Source organism: Vibrio sp. VP6 (genome assembly GCF_028823755.1).
Lineage (GTDB): Bacteria > Pseudomonadota > Gammaproteobacteria > Enterobacterales > Vibrionaceae > Vibrio > Vibrio parahaemolyticus.
In genome coordinates, this window is the sequence record NZ_JAPEID010000029.1 from 1 (window position 1) to 26072 (window position 26072).

The 26072-nt window shown below is 47.1% G+C and carries 24 protein-coding genes and 1 pseudogene; 15 read left to right on the forward strand and 10 right to left on the reverse strand.

What is annotated here, in order from left to right; translation table 11 throughout:
- Nucleotides 1–485 (forward strand): annotated as a pseudogene (locus OU793_RS17100) (oxidoreductase); the annotation flags it as partial.
- Nucleotides 486–588: 103 nt separating this feature from the next.
- On the opposite strand, the gene OU793_RS17105 reads toward OU793_RS17100, so the two are convergent.
- Both OU793_RS17105 and OU793_RS17110 read right to left on the reverse strand, forming a co-directional pair.
- Nucleotides 589–1530, reverse strand: a complete 942-nt coding sequence (locus OU793_RS17105; protein ID WP_005458693.1) for a LysR family transcriptional regulator — start codon at nucleotides 1528–1530, stop codon at nucleotides 589–591.
- A 165-nt stretch (nucleotides 1531–1695) separates the two neighbouring features.
- Complete coding sequence (locus OU793_RS17110) at nucleotides 1696–1878, reverse strand: hypothetical protein (RefSeq protein WP_005458692.1); 183 nt, start codon at nucleotides 1876–1878, stop codon at nucleotides 1696–1698.
- A gap of 132 nt (nucleotides 1879–2010) precedes the next feature.
- Between OU793_RS17110 and tusA the strand changes: the two genes are divergently transcribed.
- Nucleotides 2011–2259 (forward strand): sulfurtransferase TusA, encoded by a 249-nt coding sequence (gene tusA, locus OU793_RS17115; protein ID WP_005426051.1) that lies wholly within the window; start codon nucleotides 2011–2013, stop codon nucleotides 2257–2259.
- 44 nt (nucleotides 2260–2303) lie between these two features.
- Here tusA and OU793_RS17120 read toward each other — a convergent pair whose 3' ends face one another.
- Nucleotides 2304–2564 (reverse strand): hypothetical protein, encoded by a 261-nt coding sequence (locus OU793_RS17120; RefSeq protein ID WP_005497541.1) that lies wholly within the window; start codon nucleotides 2562–2564, stop codon nucleotides 2304–2306.
- 206 nt (nucleotides 2565–2770) lie between these two features.
- A complete protein-coding gene (locus OU793_RS17125) occupies nucleotides 2771–3325 on the reverse strand; it encodes a TMEM165/GDT1 family protein (RefSeq protein ID WP_005458690.1) in 555 nt (184 codons plus the stop codon).
- Between the two features lie 481 nt (nucleotides 3326–3806).
- On the opposite strand from OU793_RS17125, the gene glyQ reads away from it, so the two are divergent.
- From glyQ to OU793_RS17145, 4 genes are all read left to right on the forward strand, one after another.
- Nucleotides 3807–4724 (forward strand): glycine--tRNA ligase subunit alpha, encoded by a 918-nt coding sequence (glyQ, locus tag OU793_RS17130; RefSeq protein ID WP_159403994.1) that lies wholly within the window; start codon nucleotides 3807–3809, stop codon nucleotides 4722–4724.
- A gap of 13 nt (nucleotides 4725–4737) precedes the next feature.
- On the forward strand, nucleotides 4738–6804 hold the full coding sequence (glyS, locus tag OU793_RS17135; RefSeq protein ID WP_025624887.1) for a glycine--tRNA ligase subunit beta: 2067 nt from the start codon (nucleotides 4738–4740) through the stop codon (nucleotides 6802–6804).
- Between the two features lie 217 nt (nucleotides 6805–7021).
- Entirely contained in the window at nucleotides 7022–9106 is a 2085-nt protein-coding gene (locus OU793_RS17140) for an alpha-amylase (RefSeq protein ID WP_140191178.1), read from the forward strand.
- A gap of 217 nt (nucleotides 9107–9323) precedes the next feature.
- Nucleotides 9324–10577 carry a valine--pyruvate transaminase gene (locus OU793_RS17145; protein ID WP_097371515.1) on the forward strand — a complete coding sequence of 418 codons (1254 nt, stop codon included), beginning with the start codon at nucleotides 9324–9326 and terminating at the stop codon, nucleotides 10575–10577.
- Nucleotides 10578–10661: 84 nt separating this feature from the next.
- Here OU793_RS17145 and OU793_RS17150 read toward each other — a convergent pair whose 3' ends face one another.
- From OU793_RS17150 to dnaA, 6 genes are all read right to left on the reverse strand, one after another.
- Nucleotides 10662–11099, reverse strand: coding sequence for an Hsp20 family protein (locus OU793_RS17150; RefSeq protein ID WP_005458680.1), 438 nt, complete (start codon nucleotides 11097–11099; stop codon nucleotides 10662–10664).
- A 537-nt stretch (nucleotides 11100–11636) separates the two neighbouring features.
- Nucleotides 11637–12053 (reverse strand): GreA/GreB family elongation factor, encoded by a 417-nt coding sequence (locus OU793_RS17155; RefSeq protein WP_005486183.1) that lies wholly within the window; start codon nucleotides 12051–12053, stop codon nucleotides 11637–11639.
- Nucleotides 12054–12401: 348 nt separating this feature from the next.
- Nucleotides 12402–14819 (reverse strand): DNA topoisomerase (ATP-hydrolyzing) subunit B, encoded by a 2418-nt coding sequence (gene gyrB / locus OU793_RS17160; protein ID WP_005458663.1) that lies wholly within the window; start codon nucleotides 14817–14819, stop codon nucleotides 12402–12404.
- Between the two features lie 13 nt (nucleotides 14820–14832).
- Nucleotides 14833–15912 carry a DNA replication/repair protein RecF gene (gene recF, locus OU793_RS17165; protein ID WP_005458661.1) on the reverse strand — a complete coding sequence of 360 codons (1080 nt, stop codon included), beginning with the start codon at nucleotides 15910–15912 and terminating at the stop codon, nucleotides 14833–14835.
- 9 nt (nucleotides 15913–15921) lie between these two features.
- A complete protein-coding gene (gene dnaN / locus OU793_RS17170) occupies nucleotides 15922–17022 on the reverse strand; it encodes a DNA polymerase III subunit beta (protein ID WP_005486165.1) in 1101 nt (366 codons plus the stop codon).
- Between the two features lie 63 nt (nucleotides 17023–17085).
- Nucleotides 17086–18492, reverse strand: coding sequence for a chromosomal replication initiator protein DnaA (dnaA, locus tag OU793_RS17175; protein ID WP_005488867.1), 1407 nt, complete (start codon nucleotides 18490–18492; stop codon nucleotides 17086–17088).
- Between the two features lie 428 nt (nucleotides 18493–18920).
- Here dnaA and OU793_RS17180 point away from each other — a divergent pair, with 428 nt between their 5' ends.
- The 9 genes from OU793_RS17180 (at nucleotide 18921) to mioC (ending at nucleotide 25806) form a co-directional block, all read left to right on the forward strand.
- Nucleotides 18921–19682, forward strand: a complete 762-nt coding sequence (locus OU793_RS17180; RefSeq protein ID WP_020904417.1) for an amino acid ABC transporter substrate-binding protein — start codon at nucleotides 18921–18923, stop codon at nucleotides 19680–19682.
- A gap of 115 nt (nucleotides 19683–19797) precedes the next feature.
- Entirely contained in the window at nucleotides 19798–20469 is a 672-nt protein-coding gene (locus OU793_RS17185; protein WP_005497519.1) for an amino acid ABC transporter permease, read from the forward strand.
- Nucleotides 20466–21203 carry an amino acid ABC transporter ATP-binding protein gene (locus OU793_RS17190; protein ID WP_005481188.1) on the forward strand — a complete coding sequence of 246 codons (738 nt, stop codon included), beginning with the start codon at nucleotides 20466–20468 and terminating at the stop codon, nucleotides 21201–21203. Before OU793_RS17185 ends, OU793_RS17190 begins: the two co-directional genes overlap by 4 nt.
- A 241-nt stretch (nucleotides 21204–21444) precedes the next feature.
- On the forward strand, nucleotides 21445–21579 hold the full coding sequence (rpmH, locus tag OU793_RS17195; RefSeq protein ID WP_005378825.1) for a 50S ribosomal protein L34: 135 nt from the start codon (nucleotides 21445–21447) through the stop codon (nucleotides 21577–21579).
- Between the two features lie 46 nt (nucleotides 21580–21625).
- Nucleotides 21626–21949: a ribonuclease P protein component gene (gene rnpA, locus OU793_RS17200; protein WP_015296021.1), complete on the forward strand. Its 324-nt coding sequence runs from the start codon at nucleotides 21626–21628 to the stop codon at nucleotides 21947–21949.
- Nucleotides 21916–22173 carry a membrane protein insertion efficiency factor YidD gene (gene yidD / locus OU793_RS17205; protein WP_005378822.1) on the forward strand — a complete coding sequence of 86 codons (258 nt, stop codon included), beginning with the start codon at nucleotides 21916–21918 and terminating at the stop codon, nucleotides 22171–22173. Before rnpA ends, yidD begins: the two co-directional genes overlap by 34 nt.
- 2 nt (nucleotides 22174–22175) lie before the next feature.
- Complete coding sequence (yidC, locus tag OU793_RS17210) at nucleotides 22176–23798, forward strand: membrane protein insertase YidC (RefSeq protein ID WP_005497514.1); 1623 nt, start codon at nucleotides 22176–22178, stop codon at nucleotides 23796–23798.
- Between the two features lie 117 nt (nucleotides 23799–23915).
- Nucleotides 23916–25277, forward strand: coding sequence for a tRNA uridine-5-carboxymethylaminomethyl(34) synthesis GTPase MnmE (gene mnmE, locus OU793_RS17215; RefSeq protein ID WP_005458483.1), 1362 nt, complete (start codon nucleotides 23916–23918; stop codon nucleotides 25275–25277).
- A gap of 94 nt (nucleotides 25278–25371) precedes the next feature.
- The gene (mioC, locus tag OU793_RS17220; protein ID WP_005458506.1) at nucleotides 25372–25806 is read left to right on the forward strand and encodes an FMN-binding protein MioC; all 435 of its coding nucleotides are present in this window, start codon (nucleotides 25372–25374) and stop codon (nucleotides 25804–25806) included.
- Nucleotides 25807–26072: the final 266 nt, after the last annotated feature.

The window sequence follows — 26072 nt, forward strand, 5'->3', positions numbered from 1 at the left end:
CGCTTCTGGCTCAACTGGGCTACAAAGTGGCAGCCGTTACTGGTCGTGTTGAACAAAACGGTCCACTTTTAGAAAAACTGGGCGCAAGTCGCATCATCGACCGTGTTGAATTTGAAGAGCCTGCACGCCCACTAGAAAAACAAATTTGGGCTGGCGCAGTCGACACCGTTGGCAGCAAAGTGCTAGCGAAAGTATTGGCGCAAATGGATTACAACAGCGCCGTCGCGGCGTGTGGTCTTGCTGGCGGTTTTGACCTGCCAACCACAGTAATGCCGTTCATCCTACGTAATGTGCGTCTGCAAGGTGTGGATTCCGTGATGTGTCCAACCGAAAAACGCATCGCAGCGTGGGAAAAACTGGTTGAGCTACTACCAGACAGCTACTTCGAGCAAGCGTGTACTGAAGTAGAGCTCGCTGAAGCGCCAAAATACGCCGAAGATATTACCAACGGCCAAGTAACCGGTCGCATTGTTATCAAGCTATAGTCATCAAGCTGTAGCTATAAAGCTATAGTTATCAAGCGATAGTTATCAAGCTACAAATCAGCACTTCACGTAAATAGAGCCAGCGTTGCTGGCTCTTTTGTTATCAGTTCAATCCCATGTCTTCGATTCGCTTTGCAATCAGCCTGCTGCACTCTTCACGCACAACGGAGCGCAGCCATTCTTGAGCAGGAGAATGCTCACAGCGCGCATGCCAAATCATCGAATAATCAAAAGGCGTAAATTGGAATGGCAACGGTTTTACGACTAGGTCATAGCGCTCAGCAACCAGATACGCCAAATCTGCCGGAACGGTAATGATGATAGGTAGTGTATCCACAATCGCCAGCGCAGCTTCTAAATGGTACGCACGCAGCACCATTTTGCGTTGCGGCTTGTCGATTAAAGCTTGCTCAATCAACGCTTTCACTCCATCACTGATGGCAATCATCGCGTGAGGGTGGCTCAAATAGTCGTCCAAACTCATCTCTTGATTCGCCAAAGGATGCTGTTTGGACAGTAAACACAACACGCCAACGCGACCAAGAATCTCGCTACGCAGCGGCTCTACGGGGCCAGTTGGGCGACAAATGGCGAGATCGGCCCCTTCATAAGTCAACTGATCGGATAAACGGTCATGCTGCAAAGGCAAAAAGTTAAACGACACATTCGGCGCTTCTTGATAAATGCGCGGTAAAGCAAACGGCAGGATAGTTTGCATAGCGTAGTCCGTGGTCGCGATGGTGAACGTCTGATCGCACTGCTGAGGATCGAACTCGACGGGCGACAACAATTGGCGCAGCGATTCCAACGGTTCACCTAAAGAGCGATCAATTTCTAGCGCTTTTTGGGTTGGGATCAAGTGCTGACCTTGGCGCGTAAACAGCGGATCACCAAGCAGATCGCGTAATCGCCCTAACACACGACTCATCGCCGATTGGCTTAAATTAAGGCGAGTTGCCGCCTTACTGACGCTGCTTTCTTCAATCAGTACACGCAACGCGACTAATAAATTCAGATCTCGGCGATAGATGTCTTCTAGTTCCACGATTTGCCACTTACAATACGAGGGTTTTATCAAATTGTACTCTTCAGGCAAAAAAAATCCCGCCTTTCAGCGGGGAAGCCCAAGAAAAATGGGGATAGTGTCGGAATGAAGTGTTGGTAAAAATAGGTGAGCGGTATTGATCATGTTTGATTGAGGCAAGAGGCGCTAATTCTCTTGCTCTGATGCACCTGACCATTTGTGCATCTCAATCCAAATCCCAATAATGGTTGCACTCATGCCTGCTAAAGGCATCAATGAGGTTTCAGCTGGCGTTCTAAGTACCAATGCACAGAACGAGATAAAACACAGCACTGAGTAAATCGTGAGTCTGTCTAACGCTGTTAACATCGCCTCTCCTTGCCAGTTGTTACCAAATTGTTAATTTAAGGTAAAATAAAAAAATCCGTTTGCCAAGTGGTTATTGAATATTTTTTCAACGAACGTAAAATTCACCGCTAAGTTAGTTACGAGAATCACACTATGAGCTTTAATCCTGAACTGGCAACAAAGACGTTAGAGGCGGAAGGACTGCGCTGCCCAGAGCCAGTGATGATGGTCAGGAAGACAATTCGCAACATGCAAGATGGTGAGGTTTTGCTAGTAAAAGCGGACGACCCATCGACAACTCGAGATATTCCGAGTTTCTGCCGCTTTATGGATCACCAGTTGATTGCAGCGCAAACAGAACAACTGCCTTATCAGTACCTGATTAAGAAAGGTTTGGAATAATCTCAGTGAGATCAAAAACGGCAGCCCAGTGGGCTGCCGTTTGTTTATTCGTCATATTCTAGTGTGCGAACTTCAGATTGGAGTTTGTTAAGTTGTTTCTGCATCGCACGTATTTCTTCATGCATTGGAATAATGTGCGCCACCCGAATCCACGCTTCAACCGTCAAGCCAGTAAGAATGAACGTCCCTGCCACAATCGGCAACCACATATCAGTCAGTACCATCGCTAACAAGCACAGCGCCAAACCAAAGGTGAATAAATAACTCTGACTCTTTGGGGTCATCCCCATGTAACGTGTAAGCATAAACTTGCCCTCTCGCTATCATTCACACCATTAAACTACCATGACAAGTATGACACTAATATGTCATCCGTCACGCTACGGAGCGATTTTAAGTCAGAGTTTGAGCTGCGCCACTAATTCGCTAGTTATTGATAATTCGCACCATTTTAACGATTGTTCGCAGATAACGTTTTTCCTTTTCAGGCTACGTTATCCGCTTCAAACCATTAAAAGAAGGCCGCACCAATCGCCAACAACACGAACAAAATAGCGGTTACTTTACGGATCAAACCCAATGGCATCTTGTCTGCTGAAAGCTTACCAATCAACACCACTGGTACGTTGGCCAACAGCATACCAATGGTAGTGCCAAGTATGACCCAACTCAGCGCATCCGCGTATTGCGCGCCTAGAATGGAAGTCGCAATCTGAGTTTTATCACCGATTTCGGCGACAAAGAAGGCAATAAAGCTGGCAATGAATGGTCCACGATTCGAGATCTCTTCGTCGTCATCCAGTTTGTCTGGGATCAGAACCCAAGCGGCCATGGCAACAAAACTGACCACCAGCACCCATTTTAAAACATCAGGAGATAGATAGTCGGCCACTACCACGCCTAACCATGCAGCTAAAGCGTGGTTGGCAATGGTCGCCAAAAAGATGGCTGCAATAATGGGAATGGGTTTGCGGTAACGACTGGCAAGTAATAGGGATAGCAATTGGGTCTTATCGCCAATTTCTGCTAACGCCACAGTAGTAATTGAAATAGCTAAAACGCTCACGACATGCTCATTGGGGCGGGATAATTATTTTAACCATAGACAAACCTCACGCCCCACCCCGGTTCGTGATGATTTGTCTAAGGTCTTGCTAAACTTGAAAGGCTTCAAGTCTCGAACGCCATGGTGATTTTGCACCAATTATGTTGACGAACGAACCGGATGAAACAGAGACTTCATCAGGTAAGCTACTCCCCAAAGACAGGCGCAATTCTAGCCACCTTTGTTGCGCATCACAAGAGTCAAAGCAGGTGAAAACTCCCTTTTAGGAAAAATACAGCAGATAACGCGGTAAAAATTCATTAAAGGAGAAAATTGCCCACGAATTAATCAAGATTAGCTCTACTCCCATGCTCAATATCTGGTTATACTTGATTGTTATTTTATTCAACCGTAATTACTCTTTATCGCCCTTGTTTGAGTTGAAAAACTCGGCATACGAGACGAATTAATGAGTAACTAGAGAATCGCGCGAACCTGACTTATGCAAAAATACGATATCAAAACCTTCCAGGGAATGATCCTCGCGCTGCAGGATTATTGGGCTCAAAATTGTTGTACCATTGTTCAACCGCTAGATATGGAAGTGGGTGCGGGTACCTCTCACCCAATGACCTGTCTACGAGCGCTTGGCCCAGAGCCAATGTCGACAGCTTACGTACAACCTTCACGTCGTCCTACTGATGGCCGTTACGGTGAAAACCCTAACCGTCTTCAGCACTACTACCAATTCCAAGTAGCGCTAAAACCATCGCCTGACAATATTCAAGAGTTGTACCTTGGCTCCCTTGAAGTTCTTGGTATTGACCCACTTGTACACGACATCCGTTTTGTAGAAGACAACTGGGAAAACCCAACACTAGGCGCATGGGGTCTAGGCTGGGAAGTTTGGCTAAACGGCATGGAAGTAACTCAGTTTACTTACTTCCAACAAGTTGGCGGCCTTGAGTGTAAACCAGTGACTGGTGAGATCACTTACGGTATCGAACGTCTAGCAATGTACATCCAAGAAGTAGACTCGGTTTACGATCTAACTTGGAACATCGCGCCAGACGGCAGCAAGGTAACTTACGGTGACATTTTCCACCAAAACGAAGTTGAGCAATCAACTTACAACTTCGAACACGCAGACGTTGATTTCCTATTCAGCTTCTTCGACCAGTGTGAAAAAGAATCGAAAGAACTACTCGAGCTAGAAAAACCGCTACCTCTGCCTGCTTACGAGCGCATCTTGAAAGCGGCACACGCGTTCAACTTGTTAGACGCACGCAAAGCAATCTCGGTTACAGAGCGTCAACGTTACATCCTGCGCATCCGCAATCTGACTAAAGCAGTAGCAGAAGCATACTACGCATCGCGTGAAGCTCTTGGCTTCCCAATGTGTAAGAAAGAACAAGCGTAAGGGGTAGAGTCACATGGCAAAAGAATTTCTAATCGAGCTAGGTACAGAAGAGCTACCACCAACGCAACTTCGTACTCTAGCTGAAGCATTCGCAGCAAACTTCGAAGCAGAACTAAAAGGCGCTGAGCTTGCTCACGAAGGCGTAAAATGGTTCGCGGCACCTCGTCGTCTTGCATTAAAAGTCGCAGCATTGGCAGAAAGCCAATCAGACAAAGTTGTTGAAAAACGTGGTCCTGCGGTTTCTGCAGCATTTGACGCGGAAGGCAACCCGACCAAAGCAGCTCAAGGCTGGGCACGCGGTTGTGGCATCACTGTTGACCAAGCTGATCGCATGGTAACCGACAAAGGCGAATGGCTACTGTTCAAACAAGAAGTGAAAGGTCAGCCAACGTCTGAGATCGTAGTTGAACTTGCAGCAAAAGCACTAGCAAACCTACCTATCGCAAAACCAATGCGCTGGGGTAACAAAACGACTCAATTTATCCGTCCAGTTAAGACGCTAACCATGCTAATGGGCAGCGACCTAATCGAAGGCGAGATCCTAGGCGTAGCATCAAGCCGCACTATTCGTGGCCACCGCTTCATGGGTGAAAAAGAGTTCACTATCGATTCTGCTGAGCAATACCCTGCAATCCTAGAAGAGCGCGGTAAAGTCATGGCAGATTACGAAGCGCGTAAAGCAATCATCCTAGCTGACGCACAAAAAGCAGCAGCAGCGGTTGGCGGTATCGCTGACCTAGAAGATGACCTAGTCGAAGAAGTAACGTCTCTGGTTGAATGGCCAGTAGTTCTAACAGCGAAGTTCGAAGAAGAGTTCCTAAAAGTGCCTTCTGAAGCGTTGGTTTACACCATGAAAGGTGACCAGAAGTACTTCCCTGTCTACGATGAAAACAAGAAGTTACTACCGAACTTCATCTTCGTATCGAACATCGAATCAAAAGAGCCTCGTTACGTAATCGAAGGTAACGAGAAAGTGGTTCGTCCTCGTCTTGCTGACGCAGAGTTCTTCTTCAACACAGACCGTAAGCGTCCGCTTATCGACCGTCTGCCTGAGCTAGAACAAGCGATCTTCCAAAAGCAACTGGGTACGATCAAAGACAAAACAGACCGCATCACAGAACTTGCTGGCTACATTGCTGAGCAAATCGGTGCTGACGTTGAGAAATCAAAGCGTGCTGGTCTACTAGCAAAATGTGACCTAATGACCTCAATGGTATTCGAATTCACGGATACTCAAGGTGTGATGGGTATGCACTATGCTCGTCACGACGGTGAAGCAGAAGAAGTTGCAGTCGCGCTGAACGAGCAATACATGCCTCGTTTCGCAGGTGATGAACTGCCATCAAACGGCGTTTCAACCGCAGTTGCAATGGCAGATAAGCTAGACACTATCGTCGGTATCTTCGGTATTGGTCAAGCGCCTAAAGGTTCTGACCCATTCGCACTACGTCGCGCATCTCTAGGTGTACTACGTATCATCGTTGAATACGGCTACAACCTAGATCTTGTTGACCTAGTAGCGAAAGCGAAGTCACTGTTCGGCGACCGCCTAACCAACGACAACGTTGAACAAGACGTTATCGAGTTCATGCTTGGTCGTTTCCGTGCTTGGTACCAAGACGAAGGCTTCAGCGTAGACATCATTCAAGCGGTACTAGCGCGTCGCCCAACGAAACCAGCAGATTTCGACCAACGTGTAAAAGCGGTTTCTCACTTCCGTGAACTGGAAGCGGCAGAGTCTCTAGCAGCAGCGAACAAACGTGTAGGTAATATCCTAGCGAAATTCGACGGCGAACTAGCAGAAGAAATTGACCTAGCACTTCTACAAGAAGACGCAGAGAAAGCACTAGCAGAAAGCGTTGAAGTCATGACAGAAGCACTAGAGCCAGCATTTGCAACCGGTAACTACCAAGAAGCCCTAAGCAAGCTAGCTGACCTACGTGAACCAGTAGATGCGTTCTTCGATAACGTAATGGTAATGGCAGACGACGAAGCACTTAAGAAGAACCGTCTGACACTGCTAAACAACCTGCGTAACCTGTTCCTACAGATCGCAGACATTTCTTTGCTTCAAAAGTAATTCATTACTCTTCGAAGTGATTAAGAGATAAGTAAAAGGGAAGCGTCAGCTTCCCTTTTTTGTTGCCTTCAAACGGAGATAACCGGTTCTTATTATTCATTTTGTGAACAAGGCAAAAATTTGTAGGGTGGGACGCGTTGAACTTGTTGGTGCAGAGCTCGGATTGTAGAGGCACAGTTTTGCTATAACTGGGTTGTTTATTCGGGGGAAGGACACAATGAAAAAAACAATTCTCGCACTCTCTATCGGCCTACTGAGCGCCTGCAGCCAAATTCCAGAAAATGCCATCGTATTAAGCGTTGGAGACGATACTGCCGTCTTCGAACCAAACTCAGACGGCTTACTCGTCGCAGAACAAAAACTAGAAAAAGGCAACTACACCTTTACCATTGCCGACAGCAAACAAACCTGTGGCAACAGCTTTGCGCTAGCGGAAGAAAGCCGCATCAAATTCAATACACCATTAAAAATGGATAACTGCGCAACCGACACATCTATGCCGTTGCGCATTTTCAAAGCCAATACCTACCTCTTCACGCTCAATCCAGACACCAATGAGCTAACCGTTAAAATCAAACCAAAACAAAGTCAGGACATCACCTATTCTTGCCCTGTTGCAACCGACACAGCTAAAACCATCAACGTAGCCCAAACCTTTACTGATGGCACTGTTGTTCGTGACGCCTTAACCGGGCAAGAAACCACCGTCGCCAATGGCAGCGTCACCATGCAACCAGGCCCTATGAGCCAAGGTCTATTGCTGTTAGAAGAGGTTGAACCGCAAGCCGATAAACCGTTCAGCTGGGATAACGCGACGGTGTATTTTGTCATGACCGACCGCTTCTACAATGGTAACCCAGACAATGACAACAGCTACGGTCGCAGCAAAGACGGTAAATACGAGATTGGTACTTTCCACGGTGGTGACTTAGCGGGTCTGACGAAAAAACTCGATTACATCGAATCCCTCGGTGTGAATGCCATCTGGATAACTTCACCACTGGAACAAATCCATGGTTGGGTTGGCGGCGGCGATAAGGGCGACTTTAAACACTACGGCTATCACGGCTACTACCACCAAGATTGGACCAAGCTTGATGCCAACATGGGTACCGAAGATGAGCTGAGAACCTTCGTCGATACCGCCCACAAGAAAGGCATCCGCGTGATTTGGGATGTGGTCATGAACCACACCGGCTACGCCACATTAGCTGACATGCAAGAATTCGGCTTTGGTCAGCTTTACCTTGATGACCAAGAAGCCAAACAAGTACTTGGTGAAAAATGGACCGACTGGCAGCCAAAATCAGGACAAAGCTGGCACAGCTTCAACGACTACATCAAATACGGTGATAGTGAAGCGTGGGAAAAATGGTGGGGCAAAGATTGGATTCGCACCGACATTGGCGATTACGATGCGCCGGGATACAACGACATCACCATGTCTTTGAACTACCTACCGGATCTCAAAACCGAATCGACGCAGAAAACCGGACTACCAAACTTCTTCCGCAATAAAAACACCAATGCGCAAGATGAGTTGAAAACCCCACGAGAACATCTGATCACATGGCTATCGGATTGGGTACGTGATTACGGCATTGATGGCTTCCGCGTCGATACCGCCAAACACGTTGAGATGGAAGCGTGGGCAGAGCTCAAAGCAAGTACCACTCAAGCCCTCGCCGAATGGAAACAAAACCACCCCGACAAAGCACTAGACGATCTGCCATTTTGGATGACCGGCGAAGTGTGGGCACACAGCGTGGTGAAGAGCCCGTATTTCGATAACGGCTTCGATTCGATCATCAACTTCGAGTTCCAATCTGACGTGGCACCAAAAGCGCTAAAGTGTTTCGCTCAACTTGATAATGATTACCGCCGCTATGCAGAACGTATTAACTCCGATCCTGAGTTCAACGTGTTGAGTTACCTGTCTTCGCACGATACTCAACTGTTTTGGTCGGCACGCAGCCGCAGCTTTGATGACCAAGCTCGCGCCGCCAATGCGTTAATGCTGGCACCGGGTGCAGTACAAATCTACTATGGCGATGAGATTGCCCGTGACTTTGGCGTGACTGGATCCGATCCGACCCAAGGTACACGTTCCGACATGCCATGGGACAAGATTCATGGCGAGCGTGAAGACTTACTACAACATTGGCAGAAATTGGGCGAATTCCGTCAACGCCACCCAGCGGTTGCTCAAGGTAAGCACATCACTCGTAATCAAGAAGGCTACTACGCGTTCGAACGCCAATATCAAGACGACAAAGTACTGATTGTTTACACTGGCGAATAACCGACTCACTCCACCAGCAAGGGAAGCATTTCGCTTCCCTTTTTTAATTCCAAATCCTCTCCATCTGGTCTGATGACAAACTTTTTTCTTCTTCGAGTAAATTCACACTTTGCGTCGTAATAACATTAGGGTAAGGTCAAGTATTACTCTATAAGCTGATGTTTCGTCAGCAATCAAGACACATAAAGCAATCACAATGAATTAGGTATATGTAAGCATGCAGTTCTCAAAGTTTGGTGAAAAATTTAATCAGTATTCAGGTATTACGCAGTTAATGGACGATTTGAATGATGGCCTACGCACGCCAGGTGCCATCATGCTCGGTGGGGGTAACCCGGCCGCCATTCCTGCCATGCTCGATTACTTTCACCAAGCCAGTGAAGAAATGCTCGCCAATGGCGAACTCGTCGCCGCGCTCACTAATTATGATGGCCCTCAGGGTAAAGACGTGTTCGTCAAAGCGCTCGCACAGCTGTTTCGTGAAACATACGGCTGGGACATCAGTGAGAAGAATATTAGCCTGACGAATGGCAGCCAAAGCGGGTTCTTCTACCTATTTAATTTGTTTGCTGGTCAGCAGCCAGATGGTTCGCACAAAAAAGTCCTGTTGCCTATCGCACCGGAATACATTGGCTACGGTGATGCAGGTATCGATGAAGACATTTTTGTCTCATACCATCCAGAAATCGAGCTACTCGACAACGGCCTATTCAAATATCACGTTGATTTTGAAAAGCTCACCGTCGATGACTCCGTCGCAGCAATTTGTGCATCTCGCCCAACCAACCCAACAGGTAACGTACTGACTGACGAAGAAGTGCGTAAACTGGACAAATTGGCGCGCGAGAACAACATCCCACTGATCATCGACAATGCGTACGGCTTGCCGTTCCCGAACATCATTTTTGAAGATGTCGAACCGTTCTGGAATGAAAACACCATCCTGTGCATGAGCTTATCTAAACTTGGCTTACCGGGTGTGCGATGTGGGATTGTGATTGCGAGTGAAGAAATCACCCAAGCACTCACCAATATGAATGGCATCATCAGCTTAGCGCCAGGCAGTGTTGGCCCAGCATTGGCAAACCACATCATCGCTAAAGGCGATCTACTCAAACTGAGTTCAGAGGTGATTAAGCCGTTCTACAAGCAGAAATCACAACGCGCGGTTGAACTGCTACAACAGGCGATTACCGATGAGAGATTCCGTATCCACAAACCTGAAGGGGCGATCTTCTTGTGGTTATGGTTTGATGAGCTGCCAATTACGACAATGGAGTTGTACCAACGCTTGAAAGCGCGTGGCGTGTTGATTGTTCCGGGTGAGTACTTCTTTATTGGTCAGAAAGACGAGTGGGACCATGCTCATCAGTGCTTGCGCATGAACTACGTTCAAGACGATGAGATGATGCAGAAAGGTATCGCGATTATCGCGGAAGAAGTCGAAAAGGCTTACCAACAAGGTCAGTAAAGCAAACTCCCACATCAAAGACACAAATTAAAAAGAGCGCCAACTGGCGCTCTTTCTCACTCTATAGGGCAAATAACTTGCTGATTAGTTGCTTTCTAGCAGGTTGTTGCCACCGATAGCAATTTTGCGTGGTTGCATTGCTTCTGGAATTTCACGAACCAAGTCAATGTGTAATAGGCCGTTTTCCATTGAAGCGCCAGTCACTTTTACATAGTCCGCTAATTGGAACTTACGTTCAAAATCGCGCTCTGCAATGCCTTGGTACACGTAGTTTTTGCCTTCTTCGGCTTTACGCTCACCCTTCACGATCAACATGTTTTCATTTTGAGTTAGATCGAGTTGGTCTTCAGAGAAACCAGCAACGGCCATAGTAATACGGTAGTTGTGCTCATCTTTTTGCTCGATGTTGTACGGAGGGTAACCGCCAGAAGTATTTTTCGCTGTATTCGCTTCCATCAGGTTTAGCAGACGATCAAAGCCAATTGCATTACGGTATAGTGGTGAGAAATCTACGTTACGCATAAATCTATCCTCTTAATTAAGCAATAGTCTTAATTCGGATGAACTTCATCCTACTGGCGTGTTTATGCAAAAACCGACGCCGAACTAAGAGATTCTTATCATTCCACTGGCCTTGGTTTGGCTCGGAGACATGATATTGAATCTAAAGGTTTAAGTTGTGTGCTAAAACACCATATCCTCTTTTGAGCGATCTCGTTTTAGCGATTCCAGAGGGCTGGTCTTCTAGTCTCTAGCAAGCCAGTCATCCTCTTCACAACTAGATATAAGGTCATCAAAAATCGCTTTCAAGGGACAAAATGAAAAAAATTTCAACGCGCCTATCAAAGACCTCAAATTAAGCTCGCTTTTCCTACGCGACAACAATACAAAGCCCACCTCTTACGGCGGGCTTATAAGCCGCAATTTTTATTTGCGAGATGGTTTACGCGCTTTCACCATCCCTTGCTCGGCCGCTTTTTCTTGCTTCAACTTACGTTTTTCTTTCAAGCTTAACTGGGGTTGCTTCTTGTCTTTTTTACTCATGACTTCACCTCTATTTTACTGACATAACATACAGCTACACACCAGATGCGGTGTCGGTGGCTGTGATTGATGAATGATTTCGGTAATCACAAAGCAGCGGCGCTGGTTGAATATCTCGAGTTCTAAGACCTCATCCTGAGAACGTCCCAACAATCGGGAACCTAAGTACGAATCAACAGCTAGCATCCCCGCAAGAGGTTGGCTCTTACGTGAATCAACTAACGTCATGCGATATTGATAGGAGCGGTCAAGATCCACTAAGCGAACGGTGTCGCCAATCGCAATTCGGGCTAAGTTTCGACACTGGGTTTGCTGTTCGTAGGCTTCAAACAGCGACAGTAATCTTAGTGGTGATTGATAGGTTAAAAAGCGACTGGTTAACCACCAAGTTCGCAGCGCTAAGCAGTACGCAGTGAACCAGCGTTCAAACATGATATTTTCCTTCTTAATGCCTTGTCTTACAGATAATTGCAGTGCATTGAACCGGAAGTGCATCACCTCCGGCTTAGTTCAGGAAAATCGTCACCATGTTTTCTAACCTCGTATGATTGGAAAGCTCTACAGCACTATAGCGAGCAGGAAAAAGAAAGCAAAAGCACTCAAGCGAACAAAATGGCAAGAAAAACAGAAAAGGGAAACAAAATGGTGCCGCTACTCAAGCCTCTGGCAGTTAGTAGCAGAAAAGCCAAAGTCTTGGCATAAAGTGGTGATTTTCATACCACCAAGAAACAAAAAAGCAGCGATGGCTCGCTGCTTTTTTCTATCCAAAAACGCTTGTCGCTACACGTCTAGGTTTGCAACCTTCAGTGCGTTCTCTTCGATGAAGTGACGACGAGGTTCAACTTGGTCACCCATTAGCGTTGTGAACAATTGGTCTGCGCCTACCGCATCTTCAATCGTTACTTGCATCATGCGACGCGTCTCTGGGTCCATTGTGGTTTCCCAAAGCTGATCTGGGTTCATCTCACCTAGACCTTTGTAGCGCTGACGGCTTAGACCACGCATCGATTCTTTAACCAACCACTCAAGTGCTTCAGCAAAGCTTGATACTGGCAGAGTACGTTCACCACGTTTGATGTACGCGCCCTCTTCTAGAAGACCGTCTAGGACTTCAGAAAGGTCCGCCAGCTTGCCGTATTCTTTTGAGTTTAGGAAATCAACACTTAGCGCATGCTCGTGAGTCACACCGTGTGTACGAACGATGATCTTAGGCAGGCTCAAACCAAGCTCTGCGTGCAGCTCCACTTCGTAGCTATATTGGCTTGCACCCACTTCTTTCGCGTTTAGTTGCTCAACAAGTTGTTTTGTCCAAGCTTCTACTGCTGCTGCATCATGACACTGCTCAGCCGTTAGACGAGATGTGTAGATAAGCTCATGCACTAAGGCGCGAGGGTAACGACGGCTCATACGATCAGCAAGCTTGATACCTGCATTGTATTGTTGAACCAGTTTTTCTAGTGCTTCGCCAGCTAGAGCTGGAGCTTCTGCGTTTACGTGCAGTGATGCGTTGTCCAATGCCAATGATACTTGGTATTGGTTCATCGCTTCTTCATCTTTGATGTACTGCTCTTGTTTGCCCTTCTTCACTTTGTATAGTGGTGGCTGAGCAATGTACACGTAGCCACGCTCGATAAGCTCTGGCATTTGACGGTAGAAGAAAGTCAACAGTAGCGTACGGATGTGCGAACCATCGACGTCAGCATCGGTCATGATGATGATGTTGTGGTAACGCAGTTTGTCCGGGTTGTACTCGTCACGACCGATACCACAGCCAAGTGCTGTAATAAGCGTTGCAACTTCTTGCGAAGACAACATCTTGTCGAAACGTGCTTTTTCTACGTTCAGGATCTTACCTTTCAGTGGTAGGATTGCCTGATTCTTACGATTACGACCCTGCTTAGCTGAACCACCCGCAGAGTCACCCTCCACAATGTATAGTTCAGAGAGTGCCGGATCTTTTTCCTGACAGTCTGCAAGTTTGCCTGGTAGGCCTGCTAGGTCTAGCGCGCCTTTACGACGAGTCATTTCACGCGCTTTACGTGCGGCTTCACGTGCACGTGCTGCATCGATGATTTTCGAACAAACCATCTTCGCTTCGCTTGGGTTTTCGACCAAGAACTCAGATAATTTCTCACCCATCGCCGATTCAACCGCTGATTTCACTTCAGAAGAAACCAGTTTGTCTTTGGTTTGGCTCGAGAATTTTGGATCAGGCACTTTTACTGAAACAACGGCAGTCAAACCTTCACGCGCATCGTCGCCTGATGTTGCTGTTTTCGCTTTCTTCGAGAAGCCTTCTTTATCCATAAAGCTGTTTAGCGTACGTGTTAGTGCCGCACGGAAACCAGCAAGGTGAGTACCACCATCGCGCTGTGGAATGTTGTTGGTGAAACAGAAGATGTTCTCTTGGAAACCATCGTTCCACTGCATTGCCACTTCTACCGAGATGCCGTCTTCACGTTCTAAGTCGAAGTGGAAGATTTTCTCGATGATTGGTGTTTTGTTGGTGTTTAAGTGCTGAACGAACGCTTGAATACCACCTTCATACATGAAGTGGTCTTGCTTGTCCGCTTCGCGCTCATCAATAAGCTTGATAGAAACGCCTGAGTTCAAGAACGATAGCTCACGCAGACGTTTTGCTAGGATGTCGTAATGGAATTCAGTGTTAGAGAAAGTTTCTGCACTTGGCCAGAAACGAATTTGTGTACCGGTTTTATCCGTATCACCCACAACCGCTAGAGGCGCTTCAGGCTCACCATGACGGTAAGTTTGCGTGTGGATATGACCGCCACGATGGATGGTTAGTACCACTTTTTCTGACAGTGCGTTTACTACCGAAACACCCACACCGTGAAGACCGCCTGATACTTTGTACGAGTTATCATCGAACTTACCACCAGCGTGCAGTACGGTCATGATAACTTCTGCTGCTGATACTTTTTCTTCTGGGTGCATTTCTGTTGGAATGCCACGACCATCATCGCTAACGGAAACCGAGTTGTCCTCATGAATTGTCACAACGATGTCTTTACAGTGACCTGCCAACGCTTCATCAATTGAGTTATCCACCACCTCGAAAACCATGTGGTGAAGGCCGGTGCCGTCGTCCGTGTCCCCGATGTACATACCTGGACGCTTACGTACCGCATCCAGACCCTTCAGTACCTTAATACTCGATGAATCGTAATTTTCAGACATGAGTTTCTCTCTTCTAGTTTGACTCTATCCTGCCATGTTCCACATGAAACAATTTGCCATTATCGTCGAGCATGTCGGCGATTTGGTTTTCAGTGATAGAGCTTACAAATACTTGTGCGCCTGTCTCTTTCAAGCAATCTGCAAGACGCTTGCGACGTTGGCTATCTAATTCCGACGCAAAGTCGTCAATTAGGTAAATGCATTGTTTACCGGTCATCGCTGTAAGATGTTGCCCTTGCGCCACACGCAACGCACACACCATCAACTTTAACTGACCGCGTGACAGAACATCCTCAACGGGCGTTCCATTCACTTTAATGCGCAAATCAGCTTTGTTTGGGCCACTAAAGGTGTACCCCAAAGACTGATCACGCTCGAAATTCTTTTCTAGTATTTCTTGGTATGGAGTGTCTTTATCCCAACCACGATAATACTTCAATTGGATCTCAAATTCTGGCAAAAATGTCTGACAGATCGTTTCTGCGACGGTTTTCATCTGTTCAATGTACAGTGACCGCCACTGGCTGATGTTTTCCGCCAAACGCGCCATCTCTTGATCCCAATAACTGAGCTCACGATAGCTACTCGCGGTCTTCAACAGCGCATTTCTCTGTTTGTTGAGACGCTTAAAACGACCCCATGCATCATAAAATGCTGGCTCGGTATGAAACACGCCCCAATCGATGAATGCACGGCGATGTTTTGGACCATCCGTCAGTAAATCAAACCCTTCTGGATGTATCAACTGCAGCGGTAACACTTGCGCCAATTGCGCCAATTTTTGCCCAGATTGACCGCCTATTTTAACCTCTGTCGAGCCATCGCGCTGCTTATTAATGCCGATAGGTAGCTCAAATTGATCCGAGTTCAAAAAACGACCATGAACAAACAGTTCATCACACTCATTTTGAATCACACGACCAGTGAGAGAGCTTTTGAATGAGCGACCATGCCCAAGTAAATAAATCGCTTCTAGGACACTGGTTTTGCCACTACCGTTCGGTCCAATAAGAAAGTTAAAGCCTGCTGATAACTGAATATCACAGGCTTTAATGTTGCGAAACTGCTGAATGATGAGACGAGAAAGAGGCATTCAGTTGGCTTATAGACGAATTGGCATCACCACGTACATGGCACTGTCATCGTCGGCATTTTCAATCAATGCACTGGCATTGGCATCCGACATCGACACTTGTACCTTCTCGCAACGTAGCGTGTTCAGCACATCCAACACGTAGCTAACGTTGAAGCCGATTTCAATTGGGTCACCTTCAAAGGTCACATCCAGCATCTCTTCGGCTTCTTCCTGCTCTGGGTTGTTTGCCGTAATGCGCATTTCGCTGCCCGCTAAGTTAACACGCACACCACGGAACTTTTCGTTAGAAAGAATCGCAGCACGCGAGAACGCTTGGCGCAATTCATCACAACTTGCGATCAGTGTTTTGTTGGTATGTTGCGGTAATACGCGGCGATAGTCAGGGAAACGGCCATCAACCAGTTTAGACGTGAAGATAAAGTTGTTCACTTCTGCACGCACGTTTGAGCTGCCAATTTGCAAAACGACAGGTTGCTCTGGCGCATCCATCAGCTTAACCAATTCCTGCACACCTTTGCGTGGCACGATGATTTGCTTTTGGGCGAAGTCAGCACCTAGTTGAGTTTGCGATACTGCCATACGGTGACCGTCGGTCGCCACACTACGCAGTGTCGTGCCATCGATTTCAAACAACATACCGTTGAGGTAGTAACGTACGTCTTGGTTTGCCATCGAGAACTGAGTTTTGTCGATAAGCGTACGCAGATCCGCTTGGCTCAGTGATACTTCAACTTCACTTTGCCAATCTTCAATGTTCGGGAAGTCATTCGCTGGTAGCGTTGCCAGTGAGAAACGGCTGCGACCAGAACGAACTTGAACGCGATCGCCTTCTAACACAAAAGTGATGATCGCATCGTCTGGTAAGCCACGGCAAATATCGAGAAACTTACGCGAAGGAACGGTAATGCTACCCGCTTCGAAATCCCCTTCTAGAGTCACTTTGCTCACCAATTCCACTTCTAAGTCAGTCGCGGTCATTGATAGCACGTTCTCTTCTACTTTAATCAGTAGGTTGCCCAAAATAGGCAGGGTTGGTCGGCCACCCAAAGCGCCCGAAACCTGTTGTAGCGGTTTGATTAAATGACTACGTTCAATAGTAAATTTCATGCTTGGCTCTTTACGCTGTCAGCTCAAAAATTGATTTGCTTAGAATACCGTTATTCTAACCGATTAAGAAGACAGGGTGCGAATCAAGTTCGAGTAATCTTCCTTAATATCGTGGCTCTCTTCACGCAGCTGCTCAATCTTGCGACATGCATGCAAAACAGTCGTATGGTCTCGGCCACCAAACGCATCACCGATTTCTGGCAAGCTGTGGTTAGTTAGCTCTTTAGCCAGTGCCATCGCCAATTGACGAGGACGTGCAACGGAGCGAGAACGACGTTTAGACAGCAGATCCGCCACTTTGATTTTGTAGTACTCAGCAACCGTCTTTTGAATGTTGTCAATGGTCACCAACTTCTCTTGCAGCGCCAGCAGATCGCGCAGCGCTTCGCGAACGAAGTCGATGGTGATTGGGCGGCCAGTAAAGTTCGCGTTGGCAATGACTCGGTTCAACGCGCCTTCCAACTCACGAACGTTGGAACGCAGACGTTTTGCAATAAAGAACGCAACTTCGTCAGCCAAATGAATTTGATGGTCTTCAGCTTTCTTCATCAAAATCGCCACACGCGTCTCTAGCTCAGGCGGCTCGATCGCAACCGTTAGACCCCAACCAAAGCGCGATTTCAGACGATCCTCTACCCCGCTGATCTCTTTTGGATAACGGTCAGAAGTTAGGATGATCTGTTGGTTACCTTCCAACAATGCGTTGAAGGTATGGAAGAATTCTTCTTGTGAGCGCTCTTTGTTGGCAAAGAATTGGATGTCATCGATAAGGAGTGCATCCACACTGCGGTAGTAGCGTTTGAACTCTTCAATCGCATTGTTTTGCAGTGCTTTTACCATGTCTTGCACGAAACGCTCAGAGTGCATGTACACCACTTTCGCGTTCGGGTTGTTATCCACAATCGCGTTACCCACAGCGTGAAGCAAGTGAGTTTTACCTAGACCAGTACCACCGTAAAGGAACAGTGGGTTGTAGGCTGCTCCTGGGTTATCCGATACCTGACGCGCCGCAGCCAAACCCAGTTGGTTCGATTTACCTTCTACGAAGTTGTCGAACTTATGTTTTGGGTTCATGTTTGAGCGGTGATTGATCGCTGCAATCGCTTGAGGGTCGTCATCCCATGTTTTGTGCACAGGTTTACGTGCTTGCAACTGCGCAGGCGCTGAAGATTCCGCAGCCACATCCGCCGGCGTACGTGTCGGTGCTGGCTTAGGCGCAGAAACTGGGCGACTGCCCACTTCAAAGCGTAAATTCGGGATGTCGTTACCACAGTATTCCTGCAGTAAACGAGTAATGCTGTTCAGATACTTATCACGCACCCAATCCAACACAAAGCGGTTTGGCGCGAATAGAGTGAGAGTATTGTCATTGAGCTCCGCTTGTAACGGACGAACCCACATACTGAATTCTGTAGCTGGTAGCTCTTCTTGAAGCTGCTGCAAACATTGCAGCCAAAGCGAAGATGACACGGTGCCCCCACTGAGTAATTGAATTATCGGAAAAGACTGGCAATTTTACCTGTTGATAACCAAGATCGCCAGCAATTGATCGACGATCAAGTGAATAAGATCTAAGTTATTCACAATTATTTCGCCAAACTTGGTGAGATCAACACACCTTGCCCCAAATTTGCCCACACATTGATCCACATTTGGGCAAATTTAGCGAGATCGACAGATTGGTGATAACTCTGTGTATTATTTTCTTTCCAGCGCCTCTTTTTTCGATCCTTTCGCTTTGATTCGATCGTTTTTCCATCGCCTCCTTGCCAAATTGTCTATTATCTAAACCAAATGAGAACTTATTACTCTCTGGTCTAGGTTATTGCTCTTGGTTATTTATTTAATTGAGCTAACTAACAGTAGTATTTCCAACTATAAAAATATGGAGATGTATTATGAAAAACTGGGTTAAGGTTGCCGTTGCAGCCATCGCACTATCTGCCGCGACAGTTCAAGCGGCAGTCGACACTGCCGCAACTGAAGTCAAGGTGGGCATGTCTGGCCGTTACTTCCCATTCACTTTCGTGAAGCAAGACAAGCTACAAGGCTTTGAGGTGGATATGTGGGATGAGATCGGTAAGCGTAACGACTACAAGATCGAATACGTGACGTCGAACTTCTCAGGTTTGTTTGGTCTTTTAGAAACTGGCCGCATCGATACAATCTCAAACCAAATCACCATGACAGATGAGCGCAAAGCGAAATACCTGTTTGCAGACCCTTATGTGATCGACGGCGCGCAAATCACGGTACGTAAAGGCAACGACAGCATCAAAGGTGTAGACGATCTAGCAGGCAAAACCGTTGCGGTTAACCTAGGTTCTAACTTTGAGCAGTTACTACGCCAATACGACAAAGATGGCAAAATCAACATCAAAACTTACGACACTGGTATCGAGCATGATGTTGCGCTTGGCCGTGCAGACGCTTTCGTGATGGACCGTTTGTCTGCGCTAGAACTGATCAAGAAAACAGGTCTGCCACTGGAACTGGCTGGTGAACCGTTTGAAACCATTCAAAACGCATGGCCTTTCGTCAACAATGAAAAAGGTCAGAAGCTACAAGCGGAAGTGAATAAAGCACTAGCAGAGATGCGTGCAGATGGTACAGTAGAAAAGATTTCAGTGAAGTGGTTTGGTGCTGACATCACGAAGTAATGCTACTTTGCTTTCGAGAATGCGAACAATCGCAACTCTCGACCTAAAATAAACTCATGTGAAGGTGGAACATTGTTTTCCACCTTTTCTTTTCTCTAGCCTTTAGGTAAGCCGTATGGGATTTGATTTTAATTACATGTTGGAACTGCTGCCGATATTGCTCAAATATCTTGGCACAACCATGGAAATGGCCACATGGGGCTTGGTCTTTTCACTGATTTTAGCCGTCATTTTGGCGAACATTCGCGTATTTAAGCTGCCAGTTCTCGACCAATTGAGTCAACTGTACATCAGCTTCTTCCGTGGTACCCCACTGTTAGTACAACTTTTCCTGCTTTATTACGGCTTGCCACAAATCTTCCCTGTGATGGTGGGTATCGATGCATTTTCTGCCGCAGTGATTGGTTTAACGTTGCACTTTGCCGCTTATATGGCCGAGAGTATTCGTGCTGCAATCATCGGTATTGATCGTAGCCAAATGGAAGCGAGCCTATCGGTCGGCATGACAACGCCACAAGCGATGCGTCGCGTGATTCTGCCACAAGCAACACGAGTAGCACTGCCCTCATTGATGAACTACTTCATTGATATGATTAAGTCGACTTCCCTCGCCTTTACGCTTGGCGTGGCAGAAATCATGGCTAAAGCGCAAATGGAAGCCTCTTCAAGCTTTCGTTTCTTTGAAGCATTCCTAGCCGTTGCTCTGATTTACTGGGGCGTGGTGGTGATTCTGACTCGAGTACAAATTTGGGCTGAAGCGAAACTGAATAAGGCGTACGTACGATGATCAAATTAGAAAATATCCACAAGCGCTTTGGCGATACTGAAGTCCTGAAAGGCATTGATCTCGATATCAAACAGGGTGAGATCATCGTGATTATCGGCTCTAGCGGTACGGGTAAGTCGACCCTGTTGCGCACCGTTAACTTCCTTGAGCAAGCCGACGAAGGTCGTATCACTATCGACGACATCTCTGTCGATACACAAAAGCACACGAAAGCCGAAGTCTTGGCGCTGCGTCGCCGTACTGGGTTTGTTTTCCAAAACTATGCCCTTTTTGCGCACATGACGGCTCGCCAGAATATTGCCGAAGGTTTGATTACCGTGCGTGGCTGGAAGAAACAGGAAGCTCTGACTCGTGCACAGCAGATTCTGGATGATATTGGCCTTGGCGAGAAAGGTGACAGCTACCCGGCAGCTCTATCTGGTGGCCAGCAGCAGCGTGTCGGCATCGGCCGCGCTATGGCGTTACAGCCAGAACTGTTACTTTTTGATGAGCCAACTTCCGCGCTGGATCCGGAATGGGTCGGTGAAGTTCTCTCATTAATGAAGAAGTTAGCCAATCAGCATCAAACCATGCTGGTGGTAACACACGAGATGCAATTTGCTAAAGAAGTCGCCGATCGGGTGATCTTTATGGCGGAAGGCAACATCGTCGAACAAGGTTCTCCACAGGATATTTTCGATAATCCACAAGATCCTCGTTTGAAAAAATTCCTTAACCAAGTAGGAATAGAGTAACGATCAAGCAACAGGATCGATTGATCCTTGAGATTTTACTCACACTACGTATAATCGCCCGGCCGGAATTTCGTACTCATTGAGTCATTGACACATTATGTGAGTGTGATTACAATTCCGCCTCTTTGTTGAGAGGCGTCGGTTGTTCTTCTCTATATAAAGAGCTTCTTTATAAAGAAAACAGATGCCCACGCCGGGTTTAACAAGAACCTAAAACTACTGATCAGTAAAGGTAATTATCATGAAACGCACTTTTCAACCTACAGTTCTAAAGCGCAAGCGTACTCACGGCTTCCGTGCTCGCATGGCAACTAAGAACGGTCGTAAAGTTATCAACGCACGTCGTGCAAAAGGCCGTGCGCGCCTATCAAAATAATCGCTAGTTTATTTTGAACACGTACGCGTTTAATCGGGAGTTACGCTTGTTAACTCCCGAGCATTATCAAAACGTCTTCCAGCAAGCTCACCGAGCTGGCTCGCCTCATTTCACCATCATTGCTCGCAATAACAAACTTTCTCATCCACGATTAGGTTTAGCTGTTCCGAAAAAGCAAATCAAAACGGCTGTCGGTCGTAACCGCTTTAAGCGTTTGGCTCGTGAAAGCTTTCGTAACTCTCAACATCAACTTCCAAACAAAGATTTTGTTGTGATCGCGAAGAAAAGCGCGCAAGATTTAAGCAATGAGGAAATTTTTAAGTTGTTTGATAAGCTATGGCAACGCCTGTCTCGCCCTTCACGTGGATAGCCATTGGGCTCGTTTATCTTTATCGCTGGTTTATCAGCCCTCTGATTGGTCCTCGTTGCCGGTTCACACCAACTTGTTCCACTTACGCGCTAGAAGCTTTGAGAGCTCACGGTTTTGTAAAAGGATGTTGGTTATCAGGCAAACGTCTATTAAAATGCCACCCTTTGAATGAAGGGGGGTATGACCCCGTTCCACCAGTCCAAAAACAAGACAGAGATAACTAACGATGGATTCTCAACGTAATATCCTGCTCATCGCTCTGGCACTGGTTTCTTTCTTGCTATTTCAACAATGGCAAGTCGCAAAGAATCCAGCACCTCAAGCGGTTGAACAGGCTCAATCAAGCAGCACTCTACCTGCACCATCTTTTGCTGATGAGCTGGACCCAGTTCCTGGTCAACAGCAAGCTTCTGCAAAAACTATCACAGTAACGACTGATGTTTTAACTCTGTCGATCGACACCGTTGGTGGCGATGTGGTACATGCCGACCTAAACCAATACTCTGCTGAACTTGATTCATCAGACCCATTCGTTCTGCTAAAAGACACACAAGGTCATCAATTCATCGCACAAAGCGGTCTTGTTGGTCCTCAAGGTATCGATCTAAGCAGCTCTAACCGTCCTCACTACAATGTGAGCGCAGACAGCTTCACTCTAGCTGACGGTCAAGACGAACTACGCGTTCCGATGACATTTACTGCAAACGGCATCGAATACACAAAAACTTACGTATTAAAACGCGGCAGCTACGCGCTGAACGTTGAATACGATGTAGCGAACAACTCTGGTAACAACGCAACCTTCGGTATGTACGCACACCTACGTCAAAACCTAATGGACGCTGGTGGTAGCATCACAATGCCAACCTACCGTGGCGGTGCTTACTCAACTGAAGATACTCGTTACAAAAAATACAGCTTTGAAGATATGCAGGATCGTAACCTGTCTATCAACCTAGCAGATGGCCAAGGTTGGGCAGCAATGATCCAACACTACTTCGCAGCTGCTTGGATCCCTCGTAACGAACCAGGAACTAACCTTTACACTCGCGTAATTGGCAACCTAGGCGATATCGGCGTACGTATGCCGAACAAAACGATCGCGACGGGTGACCAAGCTAAGTTTGAAGCAACACTTTGGGTTGGTCCTAAGCTACAACAAGAAATGGCAGCAGTGGCACCAAACCTAGACCTAGTTGTGGACTACGGCTGGCTATGGTTCATCGCTAAACCACTTCACTCACTGCTTGCTTTCATCCAAAGCTTCGTGGGTAACTGGGGTGTGGCAATCATCTGTTTGACCTTCATCGTTCGTGGTGCAATGTACCCACTAACGAAAGCGCAATACACGTCTATGGCGAAAATGCGCATGCTACAGCCTAAGCTGCAAGCTATGCGTGAGCGTATTGGCGACGACCGTCAACGCATGAGCCAAGAGATGATGGAACTGTACAAGAAAGAGAAAGTAAACCCACTGGGTGGCTGTCTTCCTCTTGTTCTACAGATGCCTATCTTCATCGCACTGTACTGGGCGCTAATGGAATCGGTTGAGCTTCGTCACTCTCCATTCTTCGGTTGGATTCATGACCTTTCAGCGCAGGACCCTTACTACATCCTGCCACTACTGATGGGTGCTTCAATGTTCCTAATCCAGAAGATGAGCCCAACAACCGTAACGGATCCAATGCAGCAGAAGATCATGACCTTCATGCCGGTTATGTTTACCTTCTTCTTCTTGTTCTTCCCATCAGGCCTAGTTCTGTACTGGTTGGTGTCGAACATCGTTACTCTGATCCAGCAAACCTTGATTTACAAAGCGCTGGAGAAAAAAGGCTTACACACTAAGTAACCTTTTAACAAAAGAATAAGAAAGGCGGCCAAAAGGTCGCCTTTTTGTTTTTGGCTGATTACAATTCAGCTAATTAATAGTGATGGCTCCACCGAGCCCAGCTCAAAAGGCAAGATTATGACTACAGATACGATTGTCGCTCAAGCTACTGCACCCGGTCGTGGTGGTGTCGGCATTATTCGTGTTTCAGGCCCTAAGGCCAACCAAGTGGCATTGGAAGTCACAGGGAAAACTCTAAAACCGCGTTACGCTGAATACCTGCCGTTTCAAGCCGAAGATGGCACGGTGCTCGACCAAGGCATTGCACTGTACTTCCCTAACCCGCACTCGTTCACGGGCGAAGACGTATTAGAACTGCAAGGTCACGGTGGCCCTGTGGTCATGGATATGCTGATTAAACGTATTCTGGGCATAGCTGGCGTACGAGCTGCCCGTCCAGGTGAGTTCTCGGAACGTGCGTTCTTGAACGACAAGATGGATTTGACTCAGGCAGAAGCGATTGCCGACCTGATTGATGCTAGCTCTGAAGAAGCGGCGAAATCGGCGCTACAATCGCTACAAGGCCAGTTCTCGCAGCGCATTCAAACGCTGGTGGAATCACTGATTCATCTTCGCATCTATGTGGAAGCGGCCATCGACTTCCCTGAAGAAGAAATCGATTTTCTTGCCGATGGTAAAGTTGCAGGAGATCTGCAAGCTATCATCGATAACCTCGATGCGGTACGCAAAGAAGCGAACCAAGGCGCGATCATGCGCGAAGGCATGAAAGTAGTGATTGCTGGTCGTCCAAATGCGGGTAAATCAAGCCTACTGAACGCGCTGTCGGGCAAAGAGTCCGCAATCGTAACAGACATAGCAGGTACCACGCGTGACGTGCTGCGTGAGCACATCCATATCGACGGTATGCCTTTGCACATCATCGATACTGCTGGCTTGCGTGACGCTTCTGATGAAGTCGAAAAAATCGGTATCGAACGCGCTTGGGATGAAATCGCGCAAGCCGACCGCGTATTGTTTATGGTGGATGGCACGACGACCGACGCCACCGATCCAAAAGAAATTTGGCCCGATTTTGTCGATCGCCTGCCAGAAAGCATTGGCATGACGGTGATCCGCAACAAAGCGGATCAAACAGGTGAAGATATGGGGATCTGTCATGTGAACGATCCTACTCTGATTCGCCTTTCAGCAAAAACCGGGGCGGGTGTCGATGCGCTGCGTAACCACCTAAAAGAGTGCATGGGTTTCTCAGGTAATACTGAGGGTGGCTTTATGGCGCGCCGTCGTCACTTGGACGCACTAGAACGTGCAGCCCAGCATCTGCAAATCGGCCAAGAGCAGCTTGAAGGCTATATGGCAGGTGAAATCCTTGCCGAAGAGCTACGCATTACTCAGCAGCATCTGAATGAGATAACCGGGGAGTTCAGCTCTGACGACCTACTCGGGCGCATCTTCTCTTCATTCTGTATCGGTAAATAATCCAATACGTCTTGTTTTAGTGCCGCGTTTCTTTTTATATGGACACATCTATTCGCGATTCACATCGTGTCCATTGCATTCAAAAGGAAGAAGTATGATCCACATTATTACAGGTAGCACTCTTGGTGGTGCGGAATACGTCGGTGATCACCTGAGCGATCTGCTCGTTGAACAAGGATTTGAAACCACGATCCACAACCAACCGTCATTAGACGAGATCGATAACCAAGGGACTTGGCTTGTGATCACCTCTACCCACGGTGCGGGGGAATATCCAGACAATATTCAACCTTTCATCGCAGCATTACAAAATACGCCACCTAAGATGGCCGACGTGAAGTTTGCAGTCATTGCGATTGGTGATTCGAGCTACGATACGTTCTGCGCTGCCGGTAAGCACGCTTACAACTTGTTAGAAGATATTGGCGCAACGCCGATTGCAGATTGCTTGTTGATTGATGTACTGGCTCATGACGTCCCAGAAGATGCTGCAGAAGCATGGTTAAAAGAGAATATCGAGCGCTTTTAACCCCCATACTCATCTCCTACAGAGTCGCGATGCGGCTCTGATTTCCCCTCTGTGAATAACCTTCCGTAGAAAAAATCTTTTCAACTGAACAAAAAACACTCAAACCGTCTGTGGATAAGTCAGGTAAGATCCAGTGGTTTTCCTTTAGTTATCCAAATAACAACTTTGATCTATTTTAGTCCCTGTGTATAAACCCCATTTTTGATCCCAGGTAATCCTCGATCAGATCCAACCATGATCACAAGATATGATCCAAAGAAGATCCA

Bases quoted from the DNA above. Each gene is read 5' to 3' on its own strand.
- gyrB (WP_005458663.1), bottom strand. From the start codon at position 14,819: ATGTCTGAAAATTACGATTCATCGAGTATTAAGGTACTGAAGGGTCTG.
- OU793_RS17110 (WP_005458692.1), bottom strand. From the start codon at position 1,878: ATGTTAACAGCGTTAGACAGACTCACGATTTACTCAGTGCTGTGTTTT.
- OU793_RS17120 (WP_005497541.1), bottom strand. From the start codon at position 2,564: ATGCTTACACGTTACATGGGGATGACCCCAAAGAGTCAGAGTTATTTA.
- yidD (WP_005378822.1), top strand. From the start codon at position 21,916: ATGGCAACGCCTGTCTCGCCCTTCACGTGGATAGCCATTGGGCTCGTT.
- OU793_RS17140 (WP_140191178.1), top strand. From the start codon at position 7,022: ATGAAAAAAACAATTCTCGCACTCTCTATCGGCCTACTGAGCGCCTGC.
- OU793_RS17155 (WP_005486183.1), bottom strand. From the start codon at position 12,053: ATGTTTGAACGCTGGTTCACTGCGTACTGCTTAGCGCTGCGAACTTGG.
- OU793_RS17190 (WP_005481188.1), top strand. From the start codon at position 20,466: ATGATCAAATTAGAAAATATCCACAAGCGCTTTGGCGATACTGAAGTC.
- rpmH (WP_005378825.1), top strand. From the start codon at position 21,445: ATGAAACGCACTTTTCAACCTACAGTTCTAAAGCGCAAGCGTACTCAC.
- tusA (WP_005426051.1), top strand. From the start codon at position 2,011: ATGAGCTTTAATCCTGAACTGGCAACAAAGACGTTAGAGGCGGAAGGA.
- OU793_RS17185 (WP_005497519.1), top strand. From the start codon at position 19,798: ATGGGATTTGATTTTAATTACATGTTGGAACTGCTGCCGATATTGCTC.
- glyS (WP_025624887.1), top strand. From the start codon at position 4,738: ATGGCAAAAGAATTTCTAATCGAGCTAGGTACAGAAGAGCTACCACCA.
- OU793_RS17150 (WP_005458680.1), bottom strand. From the start codon at position 11,099: ATGCGTAACGTAGATTTCTCACCACTATACCGTAATGCAATTGGCTTT.
- mioC (WP_005458506.1), top strand. From the start codon at position 25,372: ATGATCCACATTATTACAGGTAGCACTCTTGGTGGTGCGGAATACGTC.
- glyQ (WP_159403994.1), top strand. From the start codon at position 3,807: ATGCAAAAATACGATATCAAAACCTTCCAGGGAATGATCCTCGCGCTG.
- OU793_RS17145 (WP_097371515.1), top strand. From the start codon at position 9,324: ATGCAGTTCTCAAAGTTTGGTGAAAAATTTAATCAGTATTCAGGTATT.
- OU793_RS17180 (WP_020904417.1), top strand. From the start codon at position 18,921: ATGAAAAACTGGGTTAAGGTTGCCGTTGCAGCCATCGCACTATCTGCC.
- recF (WP_005458661.1), bottom strand. From the start codon at position 15,912: ATGCCTCTTTCTCGTCTCATCATTCAGCAGTTTCGCAACATTAAAGCC.
- dnaN (WP_005486165.1), bottom strand. From the start codon at position 17,022: ATGAAATTTACTATTGAACGTAGTCATTTAATCAAACCGCTACAACAG.
- yidC (WP_005497514.1), top strand. From the start codon at position 22,176: ATGGATTCTCAACGTAATATCCTGCTCATCGCTCTGGCACTGGTTTCT.
- mnmE (WP_005458483.1), top strand. From the start codon at position 23,916: ATGACTACAGATACGATTGTCGCTCAAGCTACTGCACCCGGTCGTGGT.